We start from the raw sequence: 20,853 nt of genomic DNA, 5'->3' as shown, positions 1-20,853 counted from the left end.
GGGTCCTCGTGGTGTCTCGGCGCCCGGGGGTCGGGGCGCGTGCGGGTGGGGGCCGGGCCCGTGGCCCGGCGGGCGGCGCGGGGGTCAGCCGGCGCGTCGGGCCCGGTGCTCCTCGGTGGGGTGCTCGAGGAGGTGCCGGGCCTCGTCTGCGTCGAGCCCCCCGGTCTCGACGTCGACGCCGAGGGCGGCACGCAGCAGCTCCTCGCGCTCGGCGGCGTTCTCGCGCACGGCGGCGGCGAAGTCCGCGACGGCGTCGGCGAGGCGGCGCACCTGCGTGCCGACGCCCGCGGCGGCGTTCTGCCCGAGCGTCGAGGCGAAGCGGCTGCTCGCGTCGGCGACGGACTCCGGGGTCGCGCGGCGCAGCGCGCCGCCCGCCTTGCGGACGACGACGACGCCGGCGACCGCGCCCAGACCGATCCAGACCAGGCGGCTCATCGCATCCTCCGCCCGGCGCGGCGACCGCTGCGGGCACCCGACAGCGCCTGCCGCACCCCGTAGGTGAACGCGGCGACGCGGATGATCGGGCTGCCGAGGGTGGCGGCGAAGAGGGCGGTGAGGGCGGAGACGTTCGTCGTGGTCGAGGCGACGTTCGTCGTGATGGTGTCGACCTTCACGAGCTGCTCGTTCGTCGTCGCGACCGTCGTCGTCACCTCGGAGATGAGCGGTGTCGTCTCGTTGCTCAGGTTGCGCACGGTGATGCGGGCCTCGTCGATCGCCGACCCGAGCTTGACGAGCGGCACGGCGATGAACATGACGAGAGCGAGGAACGCGATCGCCGCGATCAGCCCGGCCACGTCGCCCAGGTCGACAGTCATGCGCGCGACCCTACCCGCTGTCCGGGTGCTCGCCTCGGCCCAGCAGGGCCCGCAGCCGCTCGAGGCGCTCCGCGAGCCGCCCCTCGACCCCGCGGTCGGTGGGCCGGTAGTACACGCGGTCGGCGAGGTCGTCGGGCAGGTACTGCTGGCGGGCGACGCCGTGCGGCTCGTCGTGGGCGTACCGGTAGCCGACGCCGTGACCGTGCGCCTTCGCCCCCGCGTAGTGGGCGTCGCGCAGGTGCGCCGGCACCGGCCCGCCCCGCCCGGCCCGGACGTCACCGATCGCCGCGTCGACGCCGAGGTACGCGGCGTTCGACTTCGGCGCCGTGGCGAGGTGGACGACGGCCTGGGCGAGCACGATCCGCGCCTCCGGCATGCCGATGAGCGCGACGGACTGCGCGGCGGCGACCGCGGTCTGCAGCGCGGTGGGGTCGGCCATGCCGACGTCCTCGCTCGCGCTGATCACGATCCGGCGGGCGACGAACCGCGGGTCCTCCCCCGCCTCGAGCATGCGGGCGAGGTAGTGGAGTGCGGCGTCGACGTCGCTGCCGCGGATGCTCTTGATGAGCGCGCTCGCGACGTCGTAGTGCTGGTCGCCGTCACGGTCGTAGCGGACGGCGGCGACGTCGACCGCCGCCTCCGCGTCGGCGAGCGTCACCTCGACGGGCTCCTCCGACGCGCTCCCGGCCAGCGCGGCGCCGGCCGCCGCCTCGAGGACGGTGAGGGCGCGGCGGGCGTCCCCGCCGGCGAGGCGGACGACGTGGTCGAGGGCGTCGGCGGCGAGCCGCACGTGCCCGCCGAGCCCGCGCGGGTCGCTGACGGCGCGCTCGATGAGCGACCGGACGTCGGCGTCGGTGAGCGGGCGCAGCGTGAGGACGAGGGAGCGCGACAGCAGCGGCGACACGACGGAGAACGACGGGTTCTCCGTGGTCGCGGCGACGAGCACGACCCACCGGTTCTCCACCGCGGGCAGCAGCGCGTCCTGCTGCGCCTTGCTGAAGCGGTGGATCTCGTCGAGGAACAGCACGGTCTGCGTCTGCTCGAGGCCGTCGCGGGCGTGCCGGGCGTCGTCGATGACGGCGCGGACGTCCTTCACCCCGGCCGTCACCGCCGACAGCTCCCGGTAGCGCCGGCCGGGGGCGGCCGCGACGAGGTGCGCGATCGTCGTCTTCCCGACCCCGGGCGGCCCCCACAGCACGACCGACGACGGCCCGACGCGCCGCGCGGTGCCCGCCGTCGGGTCGGCCTCGACGAGTCGGCGCAGCGGCGAGCCGGGCGCGAGCAGGTGCTGCTGGCCGAGGAGCTCGTCGGCGCTCGCCGGGCGCATGCGGACGGCGAGGGGGGTCCCGCCGTCCGGGCTCGCGTCGTGGGGTGTCGTCACTGCTGACAACCTATCGCCGTGCTCGGACGTCTCGGCGGCCTCGTCGGCCACCACCCCGTGGTGACGCTGCTGCTGTGGCTGCTCGTCGCGGTCGGCGGGTTCGGGCTCGCGACGGGGACGTTCGGCAACGAGTCGCTGTTCGACCGGCTCACCTCCGGGGAGCCGACGGTGCCCGGGGACTCCCGGACCGCGCAGGGGCTGCTCGACGAGCGCACCGACACCGGTCCCGCGGTGACGGCCCTGCTCGAGGGCGTCGACCCCGCCGACCCGGCCGTCGCCGAGCTCGTCGGCGGTGCGCGGGAGGACCTCCTCGCCCTCGACGGGGTCGACGCGGTCGTCGACCCGTACGTCTTCGGGCCGCAGGACCCCCGCGGGCAGGCGTTCGTCGGGACGGGCGGGGAGTCCCTCGCGGTCGTCGTCACGCCCACCGACGCCGCGAGCGAGGCCGACGCGGAGGCCCTCGTCGAGCGGCTCGAGACCCTCGTCGCGGACACGACCGCGGAGGTCCCCGGCGCCAGGGGCGAGGTCGGGGGCGTCGAGCAGCTCGTCGAGGCCGTCACCGAGCAGGTGGAGGAGGACCTCCGCACCGGGGAGCTCGTCGCGCTGCCGGTGTCGCTGGCGGTCATGGTGTTCGTCTTCGGCGGCTTCCTCGCCGCGGGCATCCCCATCGTCGGGGCGGTCGCCTCGATCGCCGGCGCCCTCGCGAGCCTGCTCGCGTTCTCCTACGCCCTCGACGTCGACTCCTCCGTCGTCAGCGTCCTCACCGTGCTCGGGCTCGGCCTGTCGATCGACTACGGCCTCCTCATCGTGTCGCGGTACCGCGAGGAGGCCCGCACGCCCGTGGCCGAGCTGCCGGCGGAGCGGCAGGTCCCCGGCCGGCGGCACCGGCACAGCGAGCGCGAGCAGCGGGTCGACGCCCTGCGCCGGACGATGTCGACGGCGGGGCGGACCGTCATGTTCTCCGGCATCACCGTCGCGCTGTCGCTGTCGGGGCTGCTGCTGTTCGAGGCGGACATCCTCCGCGCCGTCGGCGCCGCGGGCCTCAGCGTGGTGGCGGTCGCCCTGCTCGTCGCCCTCACCCTCGTGCCCGGCCTGCTCGCCGTCGGCGGGGCGCGGCTGCTGCGCCCGGGCCTGCTGCGGCGCGTCCCGGGGCTGCGCCGGCTGACCCGCGCCTTCGGTGACGTCCCCCCGCCGGTCGGGTTCTTCTCGCGCCTGGCGGGGTGGACGCAGGCGCACCCATGGGTCGTCGTCGGCGGCGTCGTCGCGCTGCTGGCGGGTCTCGCGGTGCCGGCGCTCGACATCCGGCTCCGCTCCTCGGGCGTCGAGCTGCTGCCCGAGGGGGCGGAGCAGCGCGTGCTGTTCGAGACCCTCGACGCCGACTTCCCCGCCCTGCGTGCCCCCGACCTCACGGTGGTGTCGACGACGACCGAGGAGGCGGCGCTCGCCGAGCTCGTCGCCGGGCTCGAGGACCTGCCGGAGGTCGCGGAGGTCCGCCCGCCCGAGGTGCTCGACGCCGGGGGCAGCGGCAGTGCCGACGCGGTCGCCGCAGTGGCCGTCGTCCTCGACGTCGACGACGTCGCGTCCGGTGAGGCCCGCGGCGCCGTCGAGGCGGTCCGGACCGTCGGCGTCGACGGGGGCGAGACGTACGTGACGGGCCTGCCCGCCAACCTCGTCGACTTCACCGACGCGCTCGTCGACCAGGCGCCGCTCGCGATCGCCGTCGTCGTCACCGCGACGTTCGTCCTGCTGTTCCTCATGACCGGGTCGCTGCTCGTGCCGGCCAAGGCGCTCGTGCTCAACGTGCTGTCCCTCGGCGCGAGCTTCGGGGTGCTCGTCCTCGTGTTCCAGGACGGGTTCGGCGACGAGCTCCTCGGCTTCACCGCGACCGGCGGCATCGAGGTGTTCATCCCGCCGCTCGTGCTCGCGCTCGGCTTCGGGCTCGCGATGGACTACGAGGTGTTCCTCCTCGCCCGCATCAAGGAGCTGCGGGACGCCGGCTTCGCCAACGACGCCGCCGTCGCCGCCGGACTGCAGCGCAGCGGGCGGATCATCACGTCCGCGGCGCTCATCATCTGCATCGTCTTCGCCGGCTTCGTCACCGGTGAGCTCCTCATCATCAAGCAGACCGGCGTCGCGCTGGCGGTCGCCGTCGCGATCGACGCGACCCTCGTCCGGGTCCTCCTCGTCCCCGCGACGATGACGCTGCTCGGGGAGTGGAACTGGTGGGCACCGGGTCCGCTGCGCCGGCTGCACGAGCGGTTCGGGGTGTCGGAGTGAGCCGGGCGGGCGGTGGCCCGCCGGGTCGGGTCGTCGGCAGGTCGTGGGTCGACGCGGTACGGGTGTCGGGCGGCGACGCGTTCGTGCGGTGGCACGTGCACCCGGCGGCGGTCCGCGAGGTGCGCTGCGGGACCGCAGGCGGCGGCACGTGGTGGTCGCTGCGGGTCGGCGCCATGTCGTACTGGGAGGACGGGGCGCTGCTCGTCGCCGGGGACCCGGACGCGGTCGCGGCGGTCGCCGGACCGCTGCGGCGCGCCACCGCCGCGCCCGACCTCACGGTGCCCGCCGCGGCCGCCGTCGCCGCGGGCGGGGCGAGCGGGCTCGGCCTCGACCCGGACCGGACCTTCGGCTGGGCGTGGCAGCACGCCACGCGCCCGCTGCCGCCCGTGCGCGGGGAGGAGCAGGTGGCGTGGGACCCGCCCGGGAGCGACGTCGCCCGCCTGCTCGACGAGGCGAGCCCGCACGCCTTCGTCCGGCCGGGCCACCCGTGGGCGCGGCGCTGGGCGGGCGTCCGCGGGGACGACGGCAGGCTGCTGGCGTGCGGCGCCGTGACGGAGCACGTCCCCGGTGTGCCGCACCTCGCCGCCGTCGCGACGCGCCCCGCCGTGCGGGGCCGGGGGCTCGCGGGTGCGGTCACCGCGGCGATGACCCGCTCCCTGCTGCGCCGCGCCCCCGCTGTCACCCTCGCGCTGTGGGCGAGCAACGACGCCGCACGACGCACGTACGCCCGGATCGGCTTCAGGCCCGCGCACGACTTCGTCGGCGGCCCGCCCGCCTGACGTGCGCGGCGGGCCCGGTGTCGCCTCAGGCCGGGGCGGGCGGCGCCGGCTTCGCGTCGAGCCCGGCCTCCTTGCGCTGCTGGGCGGTGATGGGTGCGGGTGCACCGGTCAGCGGGTCCTGGCCGCCACCGGACTTGGGGAACGCGATGACGTCCCGCAGCGAGTCCGCCCCCGCGAGCAGCATGACGATCCGGTCCCAGCCGAACGCGATGCCACCGTGCGGCGGGGCGCCGTAGCGGAACGCCTCGAGGAGGAAACCGAACTTCTCCTGCGCCTGGGCCGCGTCGATGCCCATCATCGCGAAGACGCGCTCCTGGACGTCGCGGCGGTGGATACGGATCGACCCGCCGCCGATCTCGTTGCCGTTGCACACGATGTCGTAGGCGTACGCGAGCGCGTTGCCGGGGTCGGTGTCGAACGAGTCGAGCCACTCCGGCTTCGGGGAGGTGAAGGCGTGGTGCACGGCCGTCCACTCACCACCGCCGACGGCGACGTCGCCGGCGGCGGTCGCTGCGGCCGCGGGCTCGAACAGGGGCGCGTCGACGACCCACACGAACGACCACGCCGTGCCGCCGGCGGCGGCGTCGGCGGCCTCGATGAGCCCGGTGCGCCGGGCGATCTCGACGCGGGCGGCCCCGAGCAGCGCCCGGGCCTCACCCGGCACGCCCGCGGCGAAGAACACGCAGTCACCGGTGGTGGCGCCGGTGTGGGCGAGGAGCCCGTCGCGCTCGGCGTCGGAGAGGTTCTTCGCGACGGGGCCGGCCAGGGTCCCGTCGTCCTGGACGAGGACGTAGGCGAGGCCCTTGGCGCCGCGCTGCTTCGCCCACTCCTGCCAGCCGTCGAGGGTGCGGCGCGGCTGGGAGGCCCCGCCGGGCATGACGACCGCGCCGACGTAGCCGCCACTCGCTTTCTGCTGGAACACCCGGAAAGGCGTGTCGGCGAAGTAGTCCGTGCAGTCGACGAGCTCGAGCCCGTACCGCAGGTCGGGCTTGTCGGTGCCGTAGCGACGCATCGCCTCCGCGTACGTGATGCGCGGGACGGGAGTCACCAGCTCGTGCCCGACGAGCGCCCACAGCGACGCGAGGACGTCCTCGGCGACGGCGATGACGTCGTCCTCCTCGACGAAGCTCATCTCGACGTCGAGCTGGGTGAACTCCGGCTGCCGGTCGGCGCGGAAGTCCTCGTCGCGGTAGCAGCGGGCGATCTGGTAGTACCGCTCGAGCCCGCCGACCATGAGCAGCTGCTTGAACAGCTGCGGGCTCTGCGGCAGCGCGTAGAACGAGCCGGGCTGCAGGCGGGCGGGCACGACGAAGTCGCGGGCCCCCTCGGGCGTGGACCGGGTGAGGGTCGGCGTCTCGACCTCGACGAAGCCCTGCTCGTCGAGCACCCGCCGGGCGGCCTGGTTGACCTTCGCACGCAGGCGCATGGCGGCCGCCGGCGCGGGGCGGCGCAGGTCGAGGTAGCGGTGGCGCAGCCGCGCCTCCTCGCCGACCTCGACGTGCTCGTCGACCTGGAACGGCAGGGGGTCCGCGGTGCTGAGGACCTCGAGCGCGCGGACGTCGACCTCGACCTCGCCGGTCGGCAGGGCCGGGTTCTCGTTGCCCTCGGGTCGCCGCCGCACGACCCCCTCGACCTGGACGCAGTACTCGTTGCGCAGGTCGTGGGCGCCGGAGTCCTCGAGCACCTCGTCGCGGACGACGACCTGGACGACACCGGAGGCGTCACGCAGGTCGAGGAAGGCGACACCGCCGTGGTCGCGCCGGCGGGCGACCCAGCCGGCGAGGGTGACGGGGGTGTCGATCAGCGCGGCGTCGAGGACGCCGGCCGGGTGGGTGCGGAGCACGCGGGGACTCTCCTGCTCGGGACGGGTGCGGGGCTCCGGGGAGTCTAGGTGCTCAGCCGGCGGCGTCCGCCGGGCCGCCGGGAGGCCCGTCGGAGGGCCCGTCGGCGGGCCCGTCGGTGCGGGGCTGCGGCCACGACCGCGGGTGGGCGGGCCACGGCGCGTCGACCGGGCGCAGCGTCCGCCAGCCGGCGCGGCGGGCCGCGTCGGCGGCGAGGACGGCGACGACGAGACCGGGGTTCTGCAGCCGCCCGGCGAGCACGTCGGCGACGACGTCGTCGAGGGGGAACCACTCGGTGACGATCCCCGCCTCCTCCGCCGTGCGGTGGAAGCGCTCCCCCTCGGGCACGAGCTCGACGTCGCGGGCGAGGAACACCCGCTGCGCCTCGTCGGAGCCGCCGGGGCTGTTGAAGAAGTCGACGAGGACGTCGTAGCGGCCCGCGCGCAGGTCGACCTCCTCCCACAGCTCCCGCCTCGCCGCCTCGACCGGCGGCTCGTCCGGCTCGTCGAGGAGACCCGCGGGCAGCTCCCACAGCTCGTGCCGGACGGGGTGGCGGTACTGGCAGAGCAGGAGCACGCGCTCCTGCTCGTCGATCGCGAGGACCGACACCGCGCCGGGGTGCAGGAGGTACTCGCGGCGGACGTCGGCGTCGTCGAAGGTGAAGGTGTCGCGGACGACGTCCCACTTCATCCCGTCGTGCAGGCGCTCGCGGCGCACGACGGGACGGGGGCGGTAGACGTCCTCCGGCACCTCAGGCCCCCGCCGGGACGCCGGCCGCGGCCGGGACCTGCTCGAGGTCGAGCCGCTCCTCGGCCTGGCGGCGCAGCGCGGCGGCCACGAGCCCCGCGAACAGCGGGTGCGCCCGGGTCGGGCGGGACTTGAACTCGGGATGGGCCTGCGTGCCGACGTAGTACGGGTGGACGTCGGCGGGCAGCTCGACGAACTCGACGAGACGGCCGTCGGGGCTGGTCCCGGAGAAGCGCAGGCCCGCCTCGGCGAGCTGCTCCCGGTAGGCGTTGTTGACCTCGTAGCGGTGCCGGTGGCGCTCGGTGCACGTCGCCGCGCCGTACACGCCGGCGACGACGGAACCCGTCGCGAGCGCCGCCTCGTAGGAGCCGAGCCGCATCGTGCCGCCCATGTCGCCGTCCCCCGCGACGATGTCGGCCTGCTCGGCCATCGTCGCGATGACGGGATGCGCCGTGCCGGGGTCGAACTCCGAGCTGCTGGCGCCGTCGAGGCCGACGACGCTGCGGGCGTACTCGATGACCATGCTCTGCAGCCCCAGGCACAGCCCGAGGGTCGGGACCCGGTTCTCCCGCGCCCAGCGCAGGGCGCCGAGCTTGCCCTCGATACCGCGGACCCCGAACCCGCCCGGCACGCACACCGCGTCGACGCCGTGCAGGGCGCGCTGGGCGCCCTCGGGCGAGCGGCAGTCGTCGGAGGGCACCCAGCGCAACCTCACGCGGGCGTCGTTCGCGAAGCCGCCGGCCCGCAGCGCCTCCGTCACCGACAGGTAGGCGTCCGGCAGGTCGGTGTACTTGCCGACGAGGGCGACCTCGACGTCGTTCGCCGGGTCGTGGACGCGGCGCAGCAGGTCGTCCCACTGGGTCCAGTCGACGTCGCGGAACGGCAGGCCGAGCCGGCGGACGACGTAGGCGTCGAGGCCCTCCGCGTGGAGCACCTTCGGGATGTCGTAGATCGACGGCGCGTCGACGGCGGCGACGACCCCCTCGACGTCGACGTCGCACGAGTTCGCGATCTTCCGCTTGACGCCGTCGGGAACGACACGGTCGGCGCGGCACACGATGGCGTCCGGCTGGATGCCGATGCTGCGCAGGGCCGCCACGGAGTGCTGGGTGGGCTTCGTCTTCTGCTCCCCCGACGGGCCGATGAACGGGACGAGGGAGACGTGGACGAAGAACACGTTGTCCCGCCCGACGTCCTGGCGGACCTGCCGCGCGGCCTCGAGGAACGGCAGCGACTCGATGTCGCCGACGGTGCCGCCGACCTCGGTGATGATGACGTCGACGCCCGGCCCGGCCTTCGCCCGCATCCGCGCCTTGATCTCGTCCGTGATGTGCGGGATGACCTGCACGGTGTCACCGAGGTACTCCCCGCGCCGCTCCTTCGCGATGACGGTCGAGTACACCTGCCCGGTCGTGACGTTCGACGTCGCGTCGAGGTCGGTGTCGAGGAAGCGCTCGTAGTGGCCGATGTCGAGGTCGGTCTCGGCGCCGTCCTCGGTGACGAACACCTCGCCGTGCTGGAACGGGTTCATCGTCCCGGGGTCGACGTTGAGGTACGGGTCGAGCTTCTGCATGACGACCCGCAGGCCACGGGCCCGCAGGAGCCGGCCGAGGCTCGAGGCGGTGAGGCCCTTCCCGAGGGAGGAGGCGACGCCTCCTGTGACGAACACCTGCTGGGTCACCGTGCGCTCCACCACGGACCTCCACGCTAACAGCCGCGGGGACGCCGCGCGCGAACCCGTCCACGTCGCTCACCCACCGGCGTGCCGCCGGCCGCCTCGCGCCCGCCGGGCCTCCGCGTAGGCGGCGAGCACGTCGGCGGCGACCTCCGCCTCGCCCGGCAGGTCGCGGGCGCGCGCACGCGCCGCCGCCGCCAGCGTCCCCGCGCGCTCGGGGTCGGAGAGCAGGAGGGCGACCTCGACGGCGAAGGCCTCGCGGTCGTCGAGGGGCACGAGCACGCCGGTGCCCGCGAGCAGGTCCGGGACGCCCCCCACCGCGGTCGCCACGACCGGCAGGCCGGCGCGCATCGCCTCCTGCACGGACAGCGCCGGCGCCTCCCAGCGCGAGGTGAGGACGAACACGTCGGCGGCGTGCAGCAGGTCGGCGATGTCGTCCCGTGCGCCGAGGAGCCGCACCCGCAGGCCCCGGTCGCGGATGTGCCGTCGCAGCCGCTGGACGGCGGGCGCGGACCCCACCCCGACGACGAGGACCTCCGGCTGCGGGTGCAGCCCGCGCCAGCGCTCGGCCGCGGCCATCAGCATGTCGTGGTTCTTCTCCGGGACGATGCGCCCGACCGTGAGGACCCACGGCACGTCCGCCCGGATGCCGAGGTCGCGCGCGAGTCGCGCCCGCAGGACGGGGCGGGGTTCCGCCGGTGCCGGCACGTCGGGCGGGGCGACCGGGGTCGTCCGCGCCCGTCGCGCCCCGACCGCCACCGCCCGCGCGAGCAGGTCCCGGCTGGCGCACAGCGTGACGTCGCTCGTGCGGGCGACGACCCGCTCGCCCCACGTCACGACGAGGCGGGTCGCCGTCTCGGGGTACGGCAGGGCGTGCCACGTCGTGACGAGACCGGGCCGGCGCGGGAGCAGCCGCACCGCGAGCGCCGCGACGGCGGCGGCCCGGAAGCCGTGGGCGTGGACGACCTCGGTCCGGTGCCCGCGCAGCAGCCGGCGCAGCGTCGTCGCGGCGACGAGGTCGTGCGCCGGCCGGGTCTCCTCGCCGAGGGCGAGGACGGTGCCGCGTGCCGTGACGTCGACGAGGTCCCCGAAGGAGGCGAGGACGGCCCTCGGGGCGGCGAGCCGCACGTCGACGCCGGCGTCGAGCAGCCGGACGACGAGGCCGCGCACGTGGGTGCGGACGGTCTTCGTCGGTGACGAGAGGACCACGACGACACGATGCACGTCGGCCTCGGCAGGCACCCGGTCGGGCGTCGGGTCGGTCGTGTCGGCACCTGTCGCGTGCCGGTCCATGTGCGGTCCTCCTCCAGGCGGCGGACCGGTGGCGCACCCTGGGGACGTCAGCCCGGGTGGGGCAGCGGCCCGTCCGCGGCGGTGTCGAGCAGACCGTAGTCACCCTGCCCGCCGTCGGCGGAGGCGGCCACCGCGAGCACGGTCGCCCACGACCCCGAGTCGGTCGCGAGGTGGTCGACGGTGCTGGTGCGCGCAGCCCACCCGGCCCCGGAGGCGGCGGCGCCGAGCTGCGCCCGCACCGCCGCCACCACGCCGGGACGGGCCGCACGCCCGCTCGCCGCGACCGGTGCGGCGTCCTCCACCGCGACCACGGGCAGCCGCCCGGCGAGACCCCGGACGACGTCGACCCAGGCGCCGGGGTCGTCGGCGGCCGCTCCGGTGGCCCGGGAGCCACGGGGTGGGGGTCCGGGGGCGACGACCACGACGGCGACGGCCGCGGCGGGCTCGAGCGCCTCGTCGCCCTCGAGGAGACCGGAGGTCGCGAGCAGCCCCGCGACCACGCGCGCGTCCGTCCCGGTCCCCGCCGGGGCCGCCGCCGCCGCCGTGAGGACGTCCGCGAGCCCCTCCGCGAGCAGCGTCGTGTCACCGCCGGGCCGGGTGTCGTCGGGGTCGACGAGTAGTGGCTGGACCCGCGCGGCGAGCGCGGCCCGGTCCGCCGTCCCGTCCGCGGCGACCCAGCCGCGGGTGAGGCGCACCGAGGGCACCTCGGCGGCGCCGGCGTCCTGGAGGGCCCGCGCGACCCGCGCCACCTGGGAGGCGGGTGTGCCCGGCAGCACGAGGAGCGCGACCGCCTCCTCGTGGAGGACGCCCACGCCGTCGGTCGCCGTGTGCTCCGCCAGCCGGGCCGAGGCGGTGTCGAGCGCGGCCACGTCCGCCCGTGCCCCCTCCCGCTCGGCCTCGGCGCGCTCGAGCCTCTGCTCGAGGACGCCGCTGGAGGCGACGGCACCGACCGGGTCGCGGAGCGGACCGGCTCCCAGCGTCACGCCGACCGCCATGGCGAGGAGCACCGCGGCCAGGGACACGACGTGGTAGCGCAGGTCCGCCACCGCTCAGCCCCCCGGCGCCCGGGGCAGGAGGGCGGTGAGGGACGTGGCGGCGTCGCCCAGCTGCTCCTGCCCCCACGGGGTGGCGGCGACCGCGGCGGCGAGGGCGGCGACGCCGGCGAGGACGAGGAGGACGACGAGCCCCCACGAGACCCGTGGTTGGTGGAGGTCGGCGGCGGTGGTCGCGTCGACGACGGCGGCACCGGCGCGCAGCCGCGCGAGGAACGCGCTCGCGGCGCCGGTGCGGCCCCGGTCGAGCAGCTCCTCGAGGGTGGCGTGGGAGCCCGCGGTGACGATGGTGCGCGCGTCGTGGTGGTGGGCGAGCAGCACCGCGAGGTCCTCGCTCGTGAGGGCGCACGGCACGACGTCGGCAGCGACCCCGAGGGCGGTGAGCCGCTCGAGGGGGTCCTCGTCCGGGGCCCGCCGGGCGGCGGGCACCCCGCCGGGCCCGACCCCGTCCTCCGCCCAGTGGTCGGGGGGCACGTGCGCGACGACGTGGGCACCGCACGTCAGCGCCTCGTCGGACGCCTGCCGCCCGTCCGTCACGACGACGTCGGGGCGCCGGCCGACGGCGAGCAGCGCGTCGGCGCCGTCGTCGACGCCGACGAGCACCGGACGGCGGTCGAGGAGGAAACGGCGCAGGGCCCGTAGGTCGTCGGCCCAGCCGTAGCCCTGCGCCACGACGACGACGGGCCTGCCTGCGAGCCGCAGCGGGAGGGCGGGCAGGCCGTAGCCCTCGAGCAGGAGGTCGCGCTCGGCGTCGAGGACCCCGGCGGTGGCCGCCGCGAACCCCTCGAGCCGCGTGACGACGCCGCGGCGGGCGTGCTCGTACGCGAGCTCGACGCCCACGTCGTCCTGCTGCCGCCCGACGAGGGGAGGCGCGTCGTCACCCCGGCCGCGGCGACCGGCACCGACCCGGACGCAGCCACCGTCGACGTGCACGCGGTCGCCGTCGCGCACCGCGAGCAGCAGGCCGGGGCCGAGCTCGTCGACGAGGGGCACCGCGGCGTCGACGAGGAGCCGGGGCCCGAGCGTCGGCTGCCGGCCGGTCGAGCTCGCGGCCGCGTTGAGGACGGCCGCGGGCCGGCGTCGCAGGAGCTCCTCGGCCGTGGCGGCGTCGAGGTCGGGTGCGTCGAGGACGACGACGTCGCCGGGACGGACCCGGCGGGCGCTGCGGGCTCCGTCGCGCAGCACGCGCGCGGGGCCCACGGTCCCGGGCGGCTCCACCCGGGGCCGGCGACCGGCGACGCGGAGCAGCCCCACGTCGTGAGGGTGGCACGTCGGGGCCCGCCGGTCGGGCTGCCACGCCCGGGCGGAGTCAGCCCGCGACGGGTGCGGCGCGCAGCCGGGCGGCGGTCTCGAGGAGCTCCTCGGCGTGGGCGAGGGCGGTGCTCGACCCCGCCATGCCGGCGAGCATGCGGGCGACCTCCCGGACGCGGTCGGCCTCGGCGACGGCACGGACCTCGGAGACCGTGCCGGCCTCACCCGCGTCGTCCTTGCGGACCACGAGGTGCGCGTCGGCGAAGGCCGCCACCTGCGGCAGGTGCGTGACGACGACCACCTGCCGGCCGACGGCGAGCCGCGCGAGCCGACGACCCACCTCGACCGCGGCCGCGCCCCCGACGCCGGAGTCGACCTCGTCGAAGACGTACGTGCCGGGGGCGCTCTCGGCACCGGTCACGACCTCGACGGCGAGCATGACCCGCGACAGCTCCCCTCCGGACGCGGAGCGGGCCAGCGGCCGGGGCTCGGCCCCGCCGTGGCCGGCGAGGAGGAAGGCGACGTCGTCGGCCCCGTCGGGTCCCGGCTCGGTCGCCGTCACCGCGACCTCGAGCCGGGCGCGGGCCAGGGCGAGGGCCGCGAGCTCGGCGGTAACGGCCGCGCCGAGGCGCCCTGCCGCGGCGGTGCGGGAGGCACGGAGCTCGGCGGCGCAGCGGTCGCGTTCGTCGCGCCGCTCGGCCACCTGCTCCCGCAGGCGCTGCGGCCGGCCCTCGTCGTCGAGCTCGTCGAGGCGGCCGCGGGCCTGCACCGCCCACCGCGCCGCGGTGTCGAGGTCGCCGTGCATGCGCAGCAGCGGGGCGAGCTCGGCGCGGCGGGCCTCGACCTCGGCGAGGCGTCCCGGGTCGGCGTCGACCCCGCTCGCGTAGTCGGCGAGGTCGGTCCCGAGGTCCGTCGTGAGGTAGGTGAGCTCCGCGAGCCGGTCGGCGAGGCCGGCCGCGGCGGGGTCGTGGCCGCGGACGGCGTCGAGCGCCGCACGTGCCTGCGCGAGCAGGCCCTGGGCGCCCGGGGTGCTGCCGTCGTCGTCGCCTGCGACCGCCGCGAGGGCCTCGGCGGCGGCGCTGCGCAGCTCCTCGGCGTGGGCGAGGCGCGCCCAGTCCTCGCGCAGCGCGTCGTCCTCGCCCGTGACCGGCGACACCCGCTCGAGCTCGGCGAGCCCGAGGCGCAGCACCTCGGCCTCCTGCGCCCGCTCGCGGGCGTCGGCGGTGACCTGGGCGAGGTGCTGCTCGGCGGCCCGCAGGGCGGCGTGGGCGTCCCGGTAGCGGTGCAGGAGGTCGGCGTGGTCGACGCCGGCGTACTCGTCGAGGAGCGCCCGCTGGTGGGCGCCGGAACGCAGCCGCAGCTGGTCGGACTGCCCGTGGACGGTCACCTGCGTGCCGGTGACGTCGCCGAGGACGGACACCGGGACACCGCGACCCCCGACCCAGGCCCGTGCGCGCCCGTCCGCGGGCACCGACCGGGCCAGCAGCAGCGCGCCGTCCTCGGCCTCGGCGCCCGCCTCGGCCGCGACCACGGCGGCGTCGCTGCCCGCCTCGACGCGGAGCACCCCCTCGACGGTCGCGGCCCGCGCCCCGGCCCGCACGAGCGCCGGCTCGGCGCGCGCCCCGAGGAGCAGGCCGAGCGCCGTGACGACCATCGTCTTGCCCGCGCCGGTCTCGCCCGTGAGGACGTTGAGGCCCGGGTGGAGCGGCAGGGTCGCGTCCGCGATGACCCCCAGGTCGCGGATCCGCAGCTCCTCGATCACGTCGCACCGCCGGGGCCGCGCCAGCCGTTGACCGGCAGCCGGAAGCGCTGGACCAGGCGCTCGGTGAACCCGGTGGCGGACAGCCGGGCCAGCCGCACCGGGACAGCGCCGGGACGGACCTCCACGCGGGCCTGCTCCGGCAGCTCGAAGGAGCGGCGCCCGTCGGCCCACAGGACCCCGGCGCCGCCGAGGCCCGGGACGGTCTCGACCGCGACGACGCTGCTGGTACCGACCAGGAGGGGGCGGGCGAACAGCGCGTGCGCGCTCAGGGGCACCACGAGCATGGCCTCGACCTCGGGCCACACGACGGGCCCACCGGCGGAGAACGCGTACGCGGTGGAGCCGGTCGGGGTCGCGGTGACGATGCCGTCGCAGCCGAAGCGGGTGAGGGGCCGGCCGTCGACCTCGAGGACGATCTCGAGCATCCGCTGCCGGCTCGCCTTCTCGACCGCGACCTCGTTGAGCGCCCACGTGCGGGCGACGGTCCGGCCGACGCCCGAGGGGCCGCAGTCGCCGTTGTCGAGGACGGTGACGTCGACCGTCATCCGCTCCTCGACCTCGTAGTCGCCGGCGACGAGCCGGTCGACGGTGTCGGCGAGGCCGTCGAGCTCGCTCTCGGCGAGGAAGCCGACGTGACCGAGGTTGACGCCGAGCAGCGGCGCCGGGGTGCCGCGCACGATCTCGGCGGCGCGCAGGATGGTGCCGTCCCCGCCGAGGACGAGGACGAGGTCGACGGAGTGGAGGACGTCCGCCGCGGGTGCCCCGACCTCGTCGACGGGCACGGCCCGGAAGCCCCCGACGACGTCCGCGCCCCGCATGGCGGCGTCGAGCACGGGCGCCTGGTCCTCCCCGACGACGACGTCGACCCCGGCCCTGGCGAGGGCGGATACGACGGCGACGACGGCGTGGAGGGCGCGTTCGCGACCGGTGTGCGCGATGACGAGGACGTGTCGGGGGGCGGAGGTCGGGCGGGTCACCGGGCTGCTCCCTCGCTCGCGCCGGCCGGGCCGGCGAGGACCGCCTCGTGGACGAGCCCGCGCACGTCGGTGGGGTCGTCGGCGTGGCCGGTGTCCCCGCGGAGGAGCACGAAGTACTCGACGTTGCCGGCGGGGCCGGGCAGGGGGCTGGCGGTGACGGCGACCGTGCGCAGCCCGAGCGCCCCCGCTGCCGCGCAGACCTCGACGACGGTGTCCTCACGGACGGCGGGGTCGCGGACGACGCCGCCGGCACCGACGCGGTCCCGGCCGGCCTCGAACTGCGGCTTCACCATGAGCAGGTGCTCGGCCCCCGGCGCCGTGGCCTCGACGAGGGCGGGGAGCACGAGGCGCAGGGAGATGAAGGAGAGGTCCGCGACGACGAGGTCCGGCACGGGCTCGAGCGACCCGGCCGCGAGGTCCCGGACGTTCGTGCGCTCGTGGACCCGGACGCGGTCGTCGGTGCGCAGCGACCACGCCAGCTGGCCGTAGCCGACGTCGACCGCGTGGACGAGCGCGGCGCCACGGGCGAGCAGGACCTGCGTGAAGCCGCCGGTGCTCGCGCCCGCGTCGAGGCACGTGCGCCCCCGCACCTCGGGAGCGAGGCCGCGGGCGGCGAGCGCGTCGAGGGCACCGTCGAGCTTGCCGGCCCCGCGACCGACCCAGGAGTCGGCCGGGCCGGGGTCGCTCACGAGCACCGCCGCCGCGGCGTCCACCTGCGTGGCCGCCTTGACGGCGGGACGGCCCCCGACGCTGACGCGCCCCGCGGCGACGAGCTCGGCGGCGTGCTCCCGGCTGCGGGCCAGCCCGCGTCGCACGAGCTCGGCGTCCAGCCGTCGCCTCACGCCGTGGGGGCGCCGGACGCCCCGGGCCGGGCGGCGGCGTCGAGCCGGGCATCGAGCGCGTCGGCCTCCCCCTCGAGCCGCGCGACGGCGGCGGTGAGGCCGTCGAGGTCCTCCGGACCCGGCGGGTCCGTCGGGTCCGTCGCCGGGCCGGCCGGTTCCAGATCCATGACGGTGACGGTACCCGCCGCGGCCGACGACGCCGCCCGCCGACCCGCCGCCTGTGGACGCGCCGCGCTCACGTCCCCAGGGACCGGTCGAGCCTCTCCCGCGCCTCCGGCGTGGCGCCGCTGTCCGCCCACGCCTGGCGCAGGACGGCGGTGCGCTCGTCGACGCGGGCGAGGGCCGCCGGGTCGACGAGCTCGCCGAGGTCGCGCAGCAGAACGTGAGGGCGCTCGTCGACCTCTGCCGCCAGCGCGTCGTCGACGCCGTGGACGCCGGTGAGGACGAGTGCACCGGTGTGTCCGGCCGCCACCGCCCCTGCCAGGTCGGTGTCGAGCCGGTCCCCGACGACCAGCGGAGAGCGCGCAGCCGCGGCCTCCGCCGCCGTCCGGAACAGGTGGGGCAGCGGCTTGCCGGCGACCGCGTCGGGCCGACGCCCGGCCGCGGTGGCGACCGCGTGGACCATGAGGCCGTTGCCGGGCGCGATGCCGAGCGACGAGGGGTACGTGAGGTCGAGGTTCGTCGCGACCCACAGCACGCCCTCGCGCACCCAGCGGGTGCCGGCCGCGAGGTCGAGCCAGCCGAGGTCCGGGCTGAAGCCCTGGACGAGCGCCGACGGCGCCGCGTCGAGGTCGCGGGCAAGAGCAGGGTCGAGGCCGACGTCGCGGAGGGCCGCGAGGAGTCCCTCGCCCCCCACGACCCCGACGCTCGCGCCGTCGGGGACGTCGTCGCGCCCGGCGAGCAGGTGCGCCGCCGCCTGCGCCGAGCCGAGGACCTCCTCCGGCTCCGCCGGCACCCCGAGCCGGCGCAGCCGGTCGGCCACCTGCGCGGGGGTGCGGGAGGCGTTGTTCGTCACGAAACGCACGGGGACGCCCGCGGCCCGCACCGCCTCGATGGCCGCGACCGCTCCCGCCACCGGGTGGTCGTCCTCGTAGACGACGCCGTCGAGGTCGAGGAGCAGGGCGTCGTGGCGGCCCATCAGGGTGCCGTCGAGCGGTCCCGTCACGTGGGCCGCCCCGCGTCGGGCCGGTCCCGCCCCAGGGACGCGCGGGCGCGCTGGAGGAGGCCGACGTACTCGCTGCGATCGGGCCGCATCGCGGCTGCGAGCGCGAGGTGCGGCTCGGCCTCGCGGGCGCGGGCGAGGCGGACGAGACTCGCTCCGAGCCCGAAGCGGGCATAGTCGGAGTCGGGCTCTCGCTCCACGAGCGCGGCGAACAGGCGGCGCGCCTCCTCGAAGCGGCCGCTCTCGAACTCCGCCCGCGCGAGGGTCTCCAGGACGTCGGGCGAGCCCGGCTCGTCCTCGTGGGCGTGACGCAGCACCGTGGCCGCCGCCTGGGCGTCACCGGCCGCGAGCAGCTCCCGGCCCCGGCTCAACCACTCGTACGTCCCGCCGGCCGGGCGGCCCGCCTGGGGGGTGCCGCCCCCGGGTCCGGGGCCGGTCGTGTCGCGCGGGTCGTCCATCGACTCACCTCCTGCTCGGTGCGTGGTACCCGTCACGGGACCGTACGATGCCCGGCATGATCACCGGAACGGCGGGGGTCTCGCCGCTCCGGTTGGTCCGTCCCGCCCACGACCCGCGCCGTCACCTCCTGCTGGACAACGGCTGGTCGGCGGTCGGCCGCGACCTCGTGTCGCCGCCCGCGCTCTTCCGGCTGCGGGTGCGCGGGGAGGCGGGCGAGGTCGTGGGGGTGGCGGCCCGCTTCCTCGTGGCGGACCCGCCGGCCGGTAGCGGGCTGCTGCCGCACGAGCGGACGGACGAGCGGGCCGTGCGCCGCCGGGTGCGCGCCCTGCGCAGCGCCCACGTCGACCGCGACCCGCTCCTGCTCACCCACCGGGGCCGCGGGGTCGTCCCCGACCTGGTCGACGCCTCGGCGGTACCGCTGTGGCGCCACACCGAGAGCGGGCACGACGTCGAGGTGGAGCAGGTCGCCGGTGACCGGGTCGATGCGGTCCTCGCGGCGCTGGGGGCGGCCCGCCTGCTCGTCGCCGACGGGCACCACCGGCTCGCCGCCTCGGTGGCGCTCGCCGCCCAGGGGGTGACGACGCACGTCACGGGCCTCGTCGTCGACGCCGACCGCACGCCGTTCCGGTTGGGTCCGGTCCACCGTGTGCTGCTCGATGAGGACGGGCGGGAACAGCTGCCCGGCGACGCCCTCGACACGCTGCTGGGGCGGTGCCGTCGTGCGGGCGGCGTGGTGGGACGCGGCAGCGCGCCGCACGAGGGCGCGGTGCAGGTCGTCCACGGGGAGGTCGAGTGGCACGTGACGTGGCCCGGCCACCCGGCGGGTGACGTCACGAGCCTCGTCGAGCACGTGCTCGACGACGCCGAGCGCACCCGCACGCGCCGTGAGCCGTCCGCCGTGGCGGCCACGACGGCCGCCCGCCACGGCGCGGTGGCCGTTCTCCTGCCGCCGCCGTCGCTCGACGCGGTGCTCGAGACGGCCGAGCGGGGGGCGCTGCTGCCCTACAAGGCCACGGCGTTCGAGCCCAAGCTGCCCTCGGGGGTGCTCGTGCGGCCGTTGCCGGCCTGGTACGCCGAGCACGGCTGGCACGAGGCCACCGGCTGAGCGCTCACCCGCGCCCGGTCTGCTCCGGGGCGGCGTCGCCGTCGACCGGCCGCTCGTCGTCGGCGGCGGGGTCGAGGTCGACGATGTCCGCGTCGTCCTCGGAGGGGACCCTCGGCGCCGCCGGGTGGGAGGCGGCCCTCTCGTGCCAGGCCGCCGCCTCGCCCGACCGGCCGGCCGCGTCGAGGGCGGCCGCGTAGCCCGCGAGGAGCCGCTGGTGCCACTCCGCGTCGGACGTCGCGCGCAGCTCGGGCACCTGGAGGGTGAGGACGGCGGCGTCGGGCTGTCCGAGGTCCTGGCGCGCGCCGGCGGCGACGAGCAGCATCTCGACCCGCCCCGCGCGGTCGAGGCGAGCCGCCTCCGGGGTCGCCGCGAGCTCGAGCGCACGCTCCGGACGGCCGAGCCCCCGCTCGCAGTCCGCCATCACCGGGAGGGCGTCCCACCGGCCGCTGATCCGGCGCGCCGCCTTGAGGTCCTTCAGGGCGTCCTCGTACGCACCGCAGCGGTACGCGACGATGCCGACGGCCTCGCGTGCCGCGGCCAGCCGTGACCCGAGCACACGGACGACGGCCGCGTGCGCCAGGGCCTCCTCGGTCTCCCCCTCGTCGGCGAGGACGTACGCGGCGACGAGCCGCCGCGCGATCTCCTCGCTGCGCCGCTCCCCGAGCGACTCGAACTCCCGCACGACGTGCCGGTCGAGGGCGTCCGCCTGCGCCCAGCCCGGGACGGGCGGCGCCTGCGGCACGGGCGGACCCGGCCGCTCGGGGCGCTCGGCCGCCGACCCGTCCGCCCTCTCGGGCCGCGGGCCTCGCTGGGGCCGTCGAGGACGCTGGTCGTCGAGAGGCGGACGGCCGCCACCACGAGGTGGACGTCCGCGACCACCCGCACCGCCACGAGCCACGTCGTCGCGCGAACGGTCTCGCGCGCCGGGACCGGACGGTCGGCGGTCGCCGCCGTCCCGCTCAGGACGCGAGCCCCGCGAGGCACCTGGGCCGTCCGGACGACCCGGCCGATCGGGCCGACCCGGACGATCGGGACGACCCGGACCACCCGCGCGACCCGGACCACCCGAGCGACCCGGACCACCCGAGCGACCCTGGCCGCCCGGCCGGTCGTCGCGACCGCCGGTCCAGGACCGACCGGTCCCGGACCCACCGCTGCTGCGTCCACCGTCCCGCCGTGAGGCGCCGGCGCCGCCGCGAGGAGCAGGCCGGTCCCCGCCCCTGGCTCCCTCGCGTCGGGCGCCACCACCGGACGAGCCCCGCCCGTCCGGACGCGACTGCCGTCGAGGTCGACGCGCGTCGTCGTCGTCGCGACGGGGTGTCTGCTCGTCCATGGTGCTCCTGACAACGCGTGGTGGTGTTCGGGTGTAATGCACAGAGGCCGCCCCCGTGGGGGGCGGCCTCTGTGTGAAGTGTGTCCGGCGGTGTCCTACTCT

General features: G+C 77.0%; 19 protein-coding genes. 3 read left to right on the top strand and 16 right to left on the bottom strand.

Features of this window, described 5'->3' with window-relative positions; translation table 11 throughout:
• Positions 1-84: 84 nt before the first annotated feature.
• The 3 genes from WAB14_RS17445 to WAB14_RS17435 are packed head-to-tail and all read right to left on the bottom strand — an operon-like array spanning position 85 to position 2,196.
• Positions 85-435 carry a hypothetical protein gene (locus tag WAB14_RS17445; protein ID WP_340271615.1) on the bottom strand — a complete coding sequence of 117 codons (351 nt, stop codon included), beginning with the start codon at positions 433-435 and terminating at the stop codon, positions 85-87.
• A complete protein-coding gene (locus tag WAB14_RS17440; RefSeq protein WP_340271614.1) occupies positions 432-815 on the bottom strand; it encodes a DUF948 domain-containing protein in 384 nt (127 codons plus the stop codon). The genes WAB14_RS17445 and WAB14_RS17440 overlap by 4 nt, the downstream gene beginning before the upstream one ends.
• Before the next feature lie 10 nt (positions 816-825).
• Positions 826-2,196 (bottom strand): replication-associated recombination protein A, encoded by a 1,371-nt coding sequence (locus WAB14_RS17435; RefSeq protein ID WP_377002865.1) that lies wholly within the window; start codon positions 2,194-2,196, stop codon positions 826-828.
• Positions 2,197-2,214: 18 nt separating this feature from the next.
• Between WAB14_RS17435 and WAB14_RS17430 the strand changes: the two genes are divergently transcribed.
• On the top strand, positions 2,215-4,473 hold the full coding sequence (locus WAB14_RS17430; protein ID WP_340271613.1) for an MMPL family transporter: 2,259 nt from the start codon (positions 2,215-2,217) through the stop codon (positions 4,471-4,473).
• Positions 4,470-5,252, top strand: coding sequence for a GNAT family N-acetyltransferase (locus WAB14_RS17425; protein ID WP_340271612.1), 783 nt, complete (start codon positions 4,470-4,472; stop codon positions 5,250-5,252). Before WAB14_RS17430 ends, WAB14_RS17425 begins: the two co-directional genes overlap by 4 nt.
• A gap of 25 nt (positions 5,253-5,277) precedes the next feature.
• Here WAB14_RS17425 and aspS read toward each other — a convergent pair whose 3' ends face one another.
• The 12 genes from aspS to WAB14_RS17365 form a co-directional block, all read right to left on the bottom strand.
• Positions 5,278-7,095: an aspartate--tRNA ligase gene (gene aspS / locus WAB14_RS17420; protein WP_340271611.1), complete on the bottom strand. Its 1,818-nt coding sequence runs from the start codon at positions 7,093-7,095 to the stop codon at positions 5,278-5,280.
• A 52-nt stretch (positions 7,096-7,147) separates the two neighbouring features.
• Entirely contained in the window at positions 7,148-7,843 is a 696-nt protein-coding gene (locus WAB14_RS17415; RefSeq protein WP_340271610.1) for an NUDIX domain-containing protein, read from the bottom strand.
• Position 7,844: 1 nt separating this feature from the next.
• On the bottom strand, positions 7,845-9,536 hold the full coding sequence (locus WAB14_RS17410) for a CTP synthase (protein ID WP_340271609.1): 1,692 nt from the start codon (positions 9,534-9,536) through the stop codon (positions 7,845-7,847).
• 54 nt (positions 9,537-9,590) lie between these two features.
• Entirely contained in the window at positions 9,591-10,808 is a 1,218-nt protein-coding gene (locus tag WAB14_RS17405) for a glycosyltransferase family 4 protein (RefSeq protein WP_340271608.1), read from the bottom strand.
• Positions 10,809-10,855: 47 nt separating this feature from the next.
• The gene (locus WAB14_RS17400) at positions 10,856-11,854 is read right to left on the bottom strand and encodes a copper transporter (protein ID WP_340271607.1); all 999 of its coding nucleotides are present in this window, start codon (positions 11,852-11,854) and stop codon (positions 10,856-10,858) included.
• Between the two features lie 3 nt (positions 11,855-11,857).
• Positions 11,858-13,114, bottom strand: coding sequence for a putative cytokinetic ring protein SteA (gene steA / locus WAB14_RS17395; protein ID WP_340271606.1), 1,257 nt, complete (start codon positions 13,112-13,114; stop codon positions 11,858-11,860).
• Positions 13,115-13,169: 55 nt separating this feature from the next.
• On the bottom strand, positions 13,170-14,873 hold the full coding sequence (recN, locus tag WAB14_RS17390; protein ID WP_340271605.1) for a DNA repair protein RecN: 1,704 nt from the start codon (positions 14,871-14,873) through the stop codon (positions 13,170-13,172).
• Positions 14,870-15,850 carry an NAD kinase gene (locus tag WAB14_RS17385; protein ID WP_340271604.1) on the bottom strand — a complete coding sequence of 327 codons (981 nt, stop codon included), beginning with the start codon at positions 15,848-15,850 and terminating at the stop codon, positions 14,870-14,872. Before WAB14_RS17385 ends, recN begins: the two co-directional genes overlap by 4 nt.
• On the bottom strand, positions 15,847-16,692 hold the full coding sequence (locus WAB14_RS17380; protein WP_340271603.1) for a TlyA family RNA methyltransferase: 846 nt from the start codon (positions 16,690-16,692) through the stop codon (positions 15,847-15,849). The genes WAB14_RS17385 and WAB14_RS17380 overlap by 4 nt, the downstream gene beginning before the upstream one ends.
• The gene (locus tag WAB14_RS17375; protein ID WP_340271602.1) at positions 16,689-16,859 is read right to left on the bottom strand and encodes a hypothetical protein; all 171 of its coding nucleotides are present in this window, start codon (positions 16,857-16,859) and stop codon (positions 16,689-16,691) included. Before WAB14_RS17375 ends, WAB14_RS17380 begins: the two co-directional genes overlap by 4 nt.
• Before the next feature lie 68 nt (positions 16,860-16,927).
• Complete coding sequence (locus tag WAB14_RS17370) at positions 16,928-17,857, bottom strand: HAD-IIA family hydrolase (RefSeq protein WP_340271601.1); 930 nt, start codon at positions 17,855-17,857, stop codon at positions 16,928-16,930.
• A complete protein-coding gene (locus WAB14_RS17365) occupies positions 17,854-18,312 on the bottom strand; it encodes a tetratricopeptide repeat protein (protein ID WP_340271600.1) in 459 nt (152 codons plus the stop codon). The genes WAB14_RS17370 and WAB14_RS17365 overlap by 4 nt, the downstream gene beginning before the upstream one ends.
• A gap of 56 nt (positions 18,313-18,368) precedes the next feature.
• Between WAB14_RS17365 and WAB14_RS17360 the strand changes: the two genes are divergently transcribed.
• Positions 18,369-19,418: a DUF1015 family protein gene (locus WAB14_RS17360; protein ID WP_340271599.1), complete on the top strand. Its 1,050-nt coding sequence runs from the start codon at positions 18,369-18,371 to the stop codon at positions 19,416-19,418.
• A gap of 4 nt (positions 19,419-19,422) precedes the next feature.
• On the opposite strand, the gene WAB14_RS17355 is transcribed toward WAB14_RS17360, so the two are convergent.
• A complete protein-coding gene (locus WAB14_RS17355) occupies positions 19,423-20,160 on the bottom strand; it encodes a tetratricopeptide repeat protein (RefSeq protein WP_340271598.1) in 738 nt (245 codons plus the stop codon).
• Positions 20,161-20,853: the final 693 nt, after the last annotated feature.

The organism is Aquipuribacter nitratireducens, assembly GCF_037860835.1.
In the GTDB taxonomy this organism is placed as follows: Bacteria; Actinomycetota; Actinomycetes; order Actinomycetales; family JBBAYJ01; genus Aquipuribacter; species Aquipuribacter nitratireducens.
Note: the sequence above shows the minus strand (reverse complement) of the source record. Positions and strands in the feature narration are given on the sequence as shown.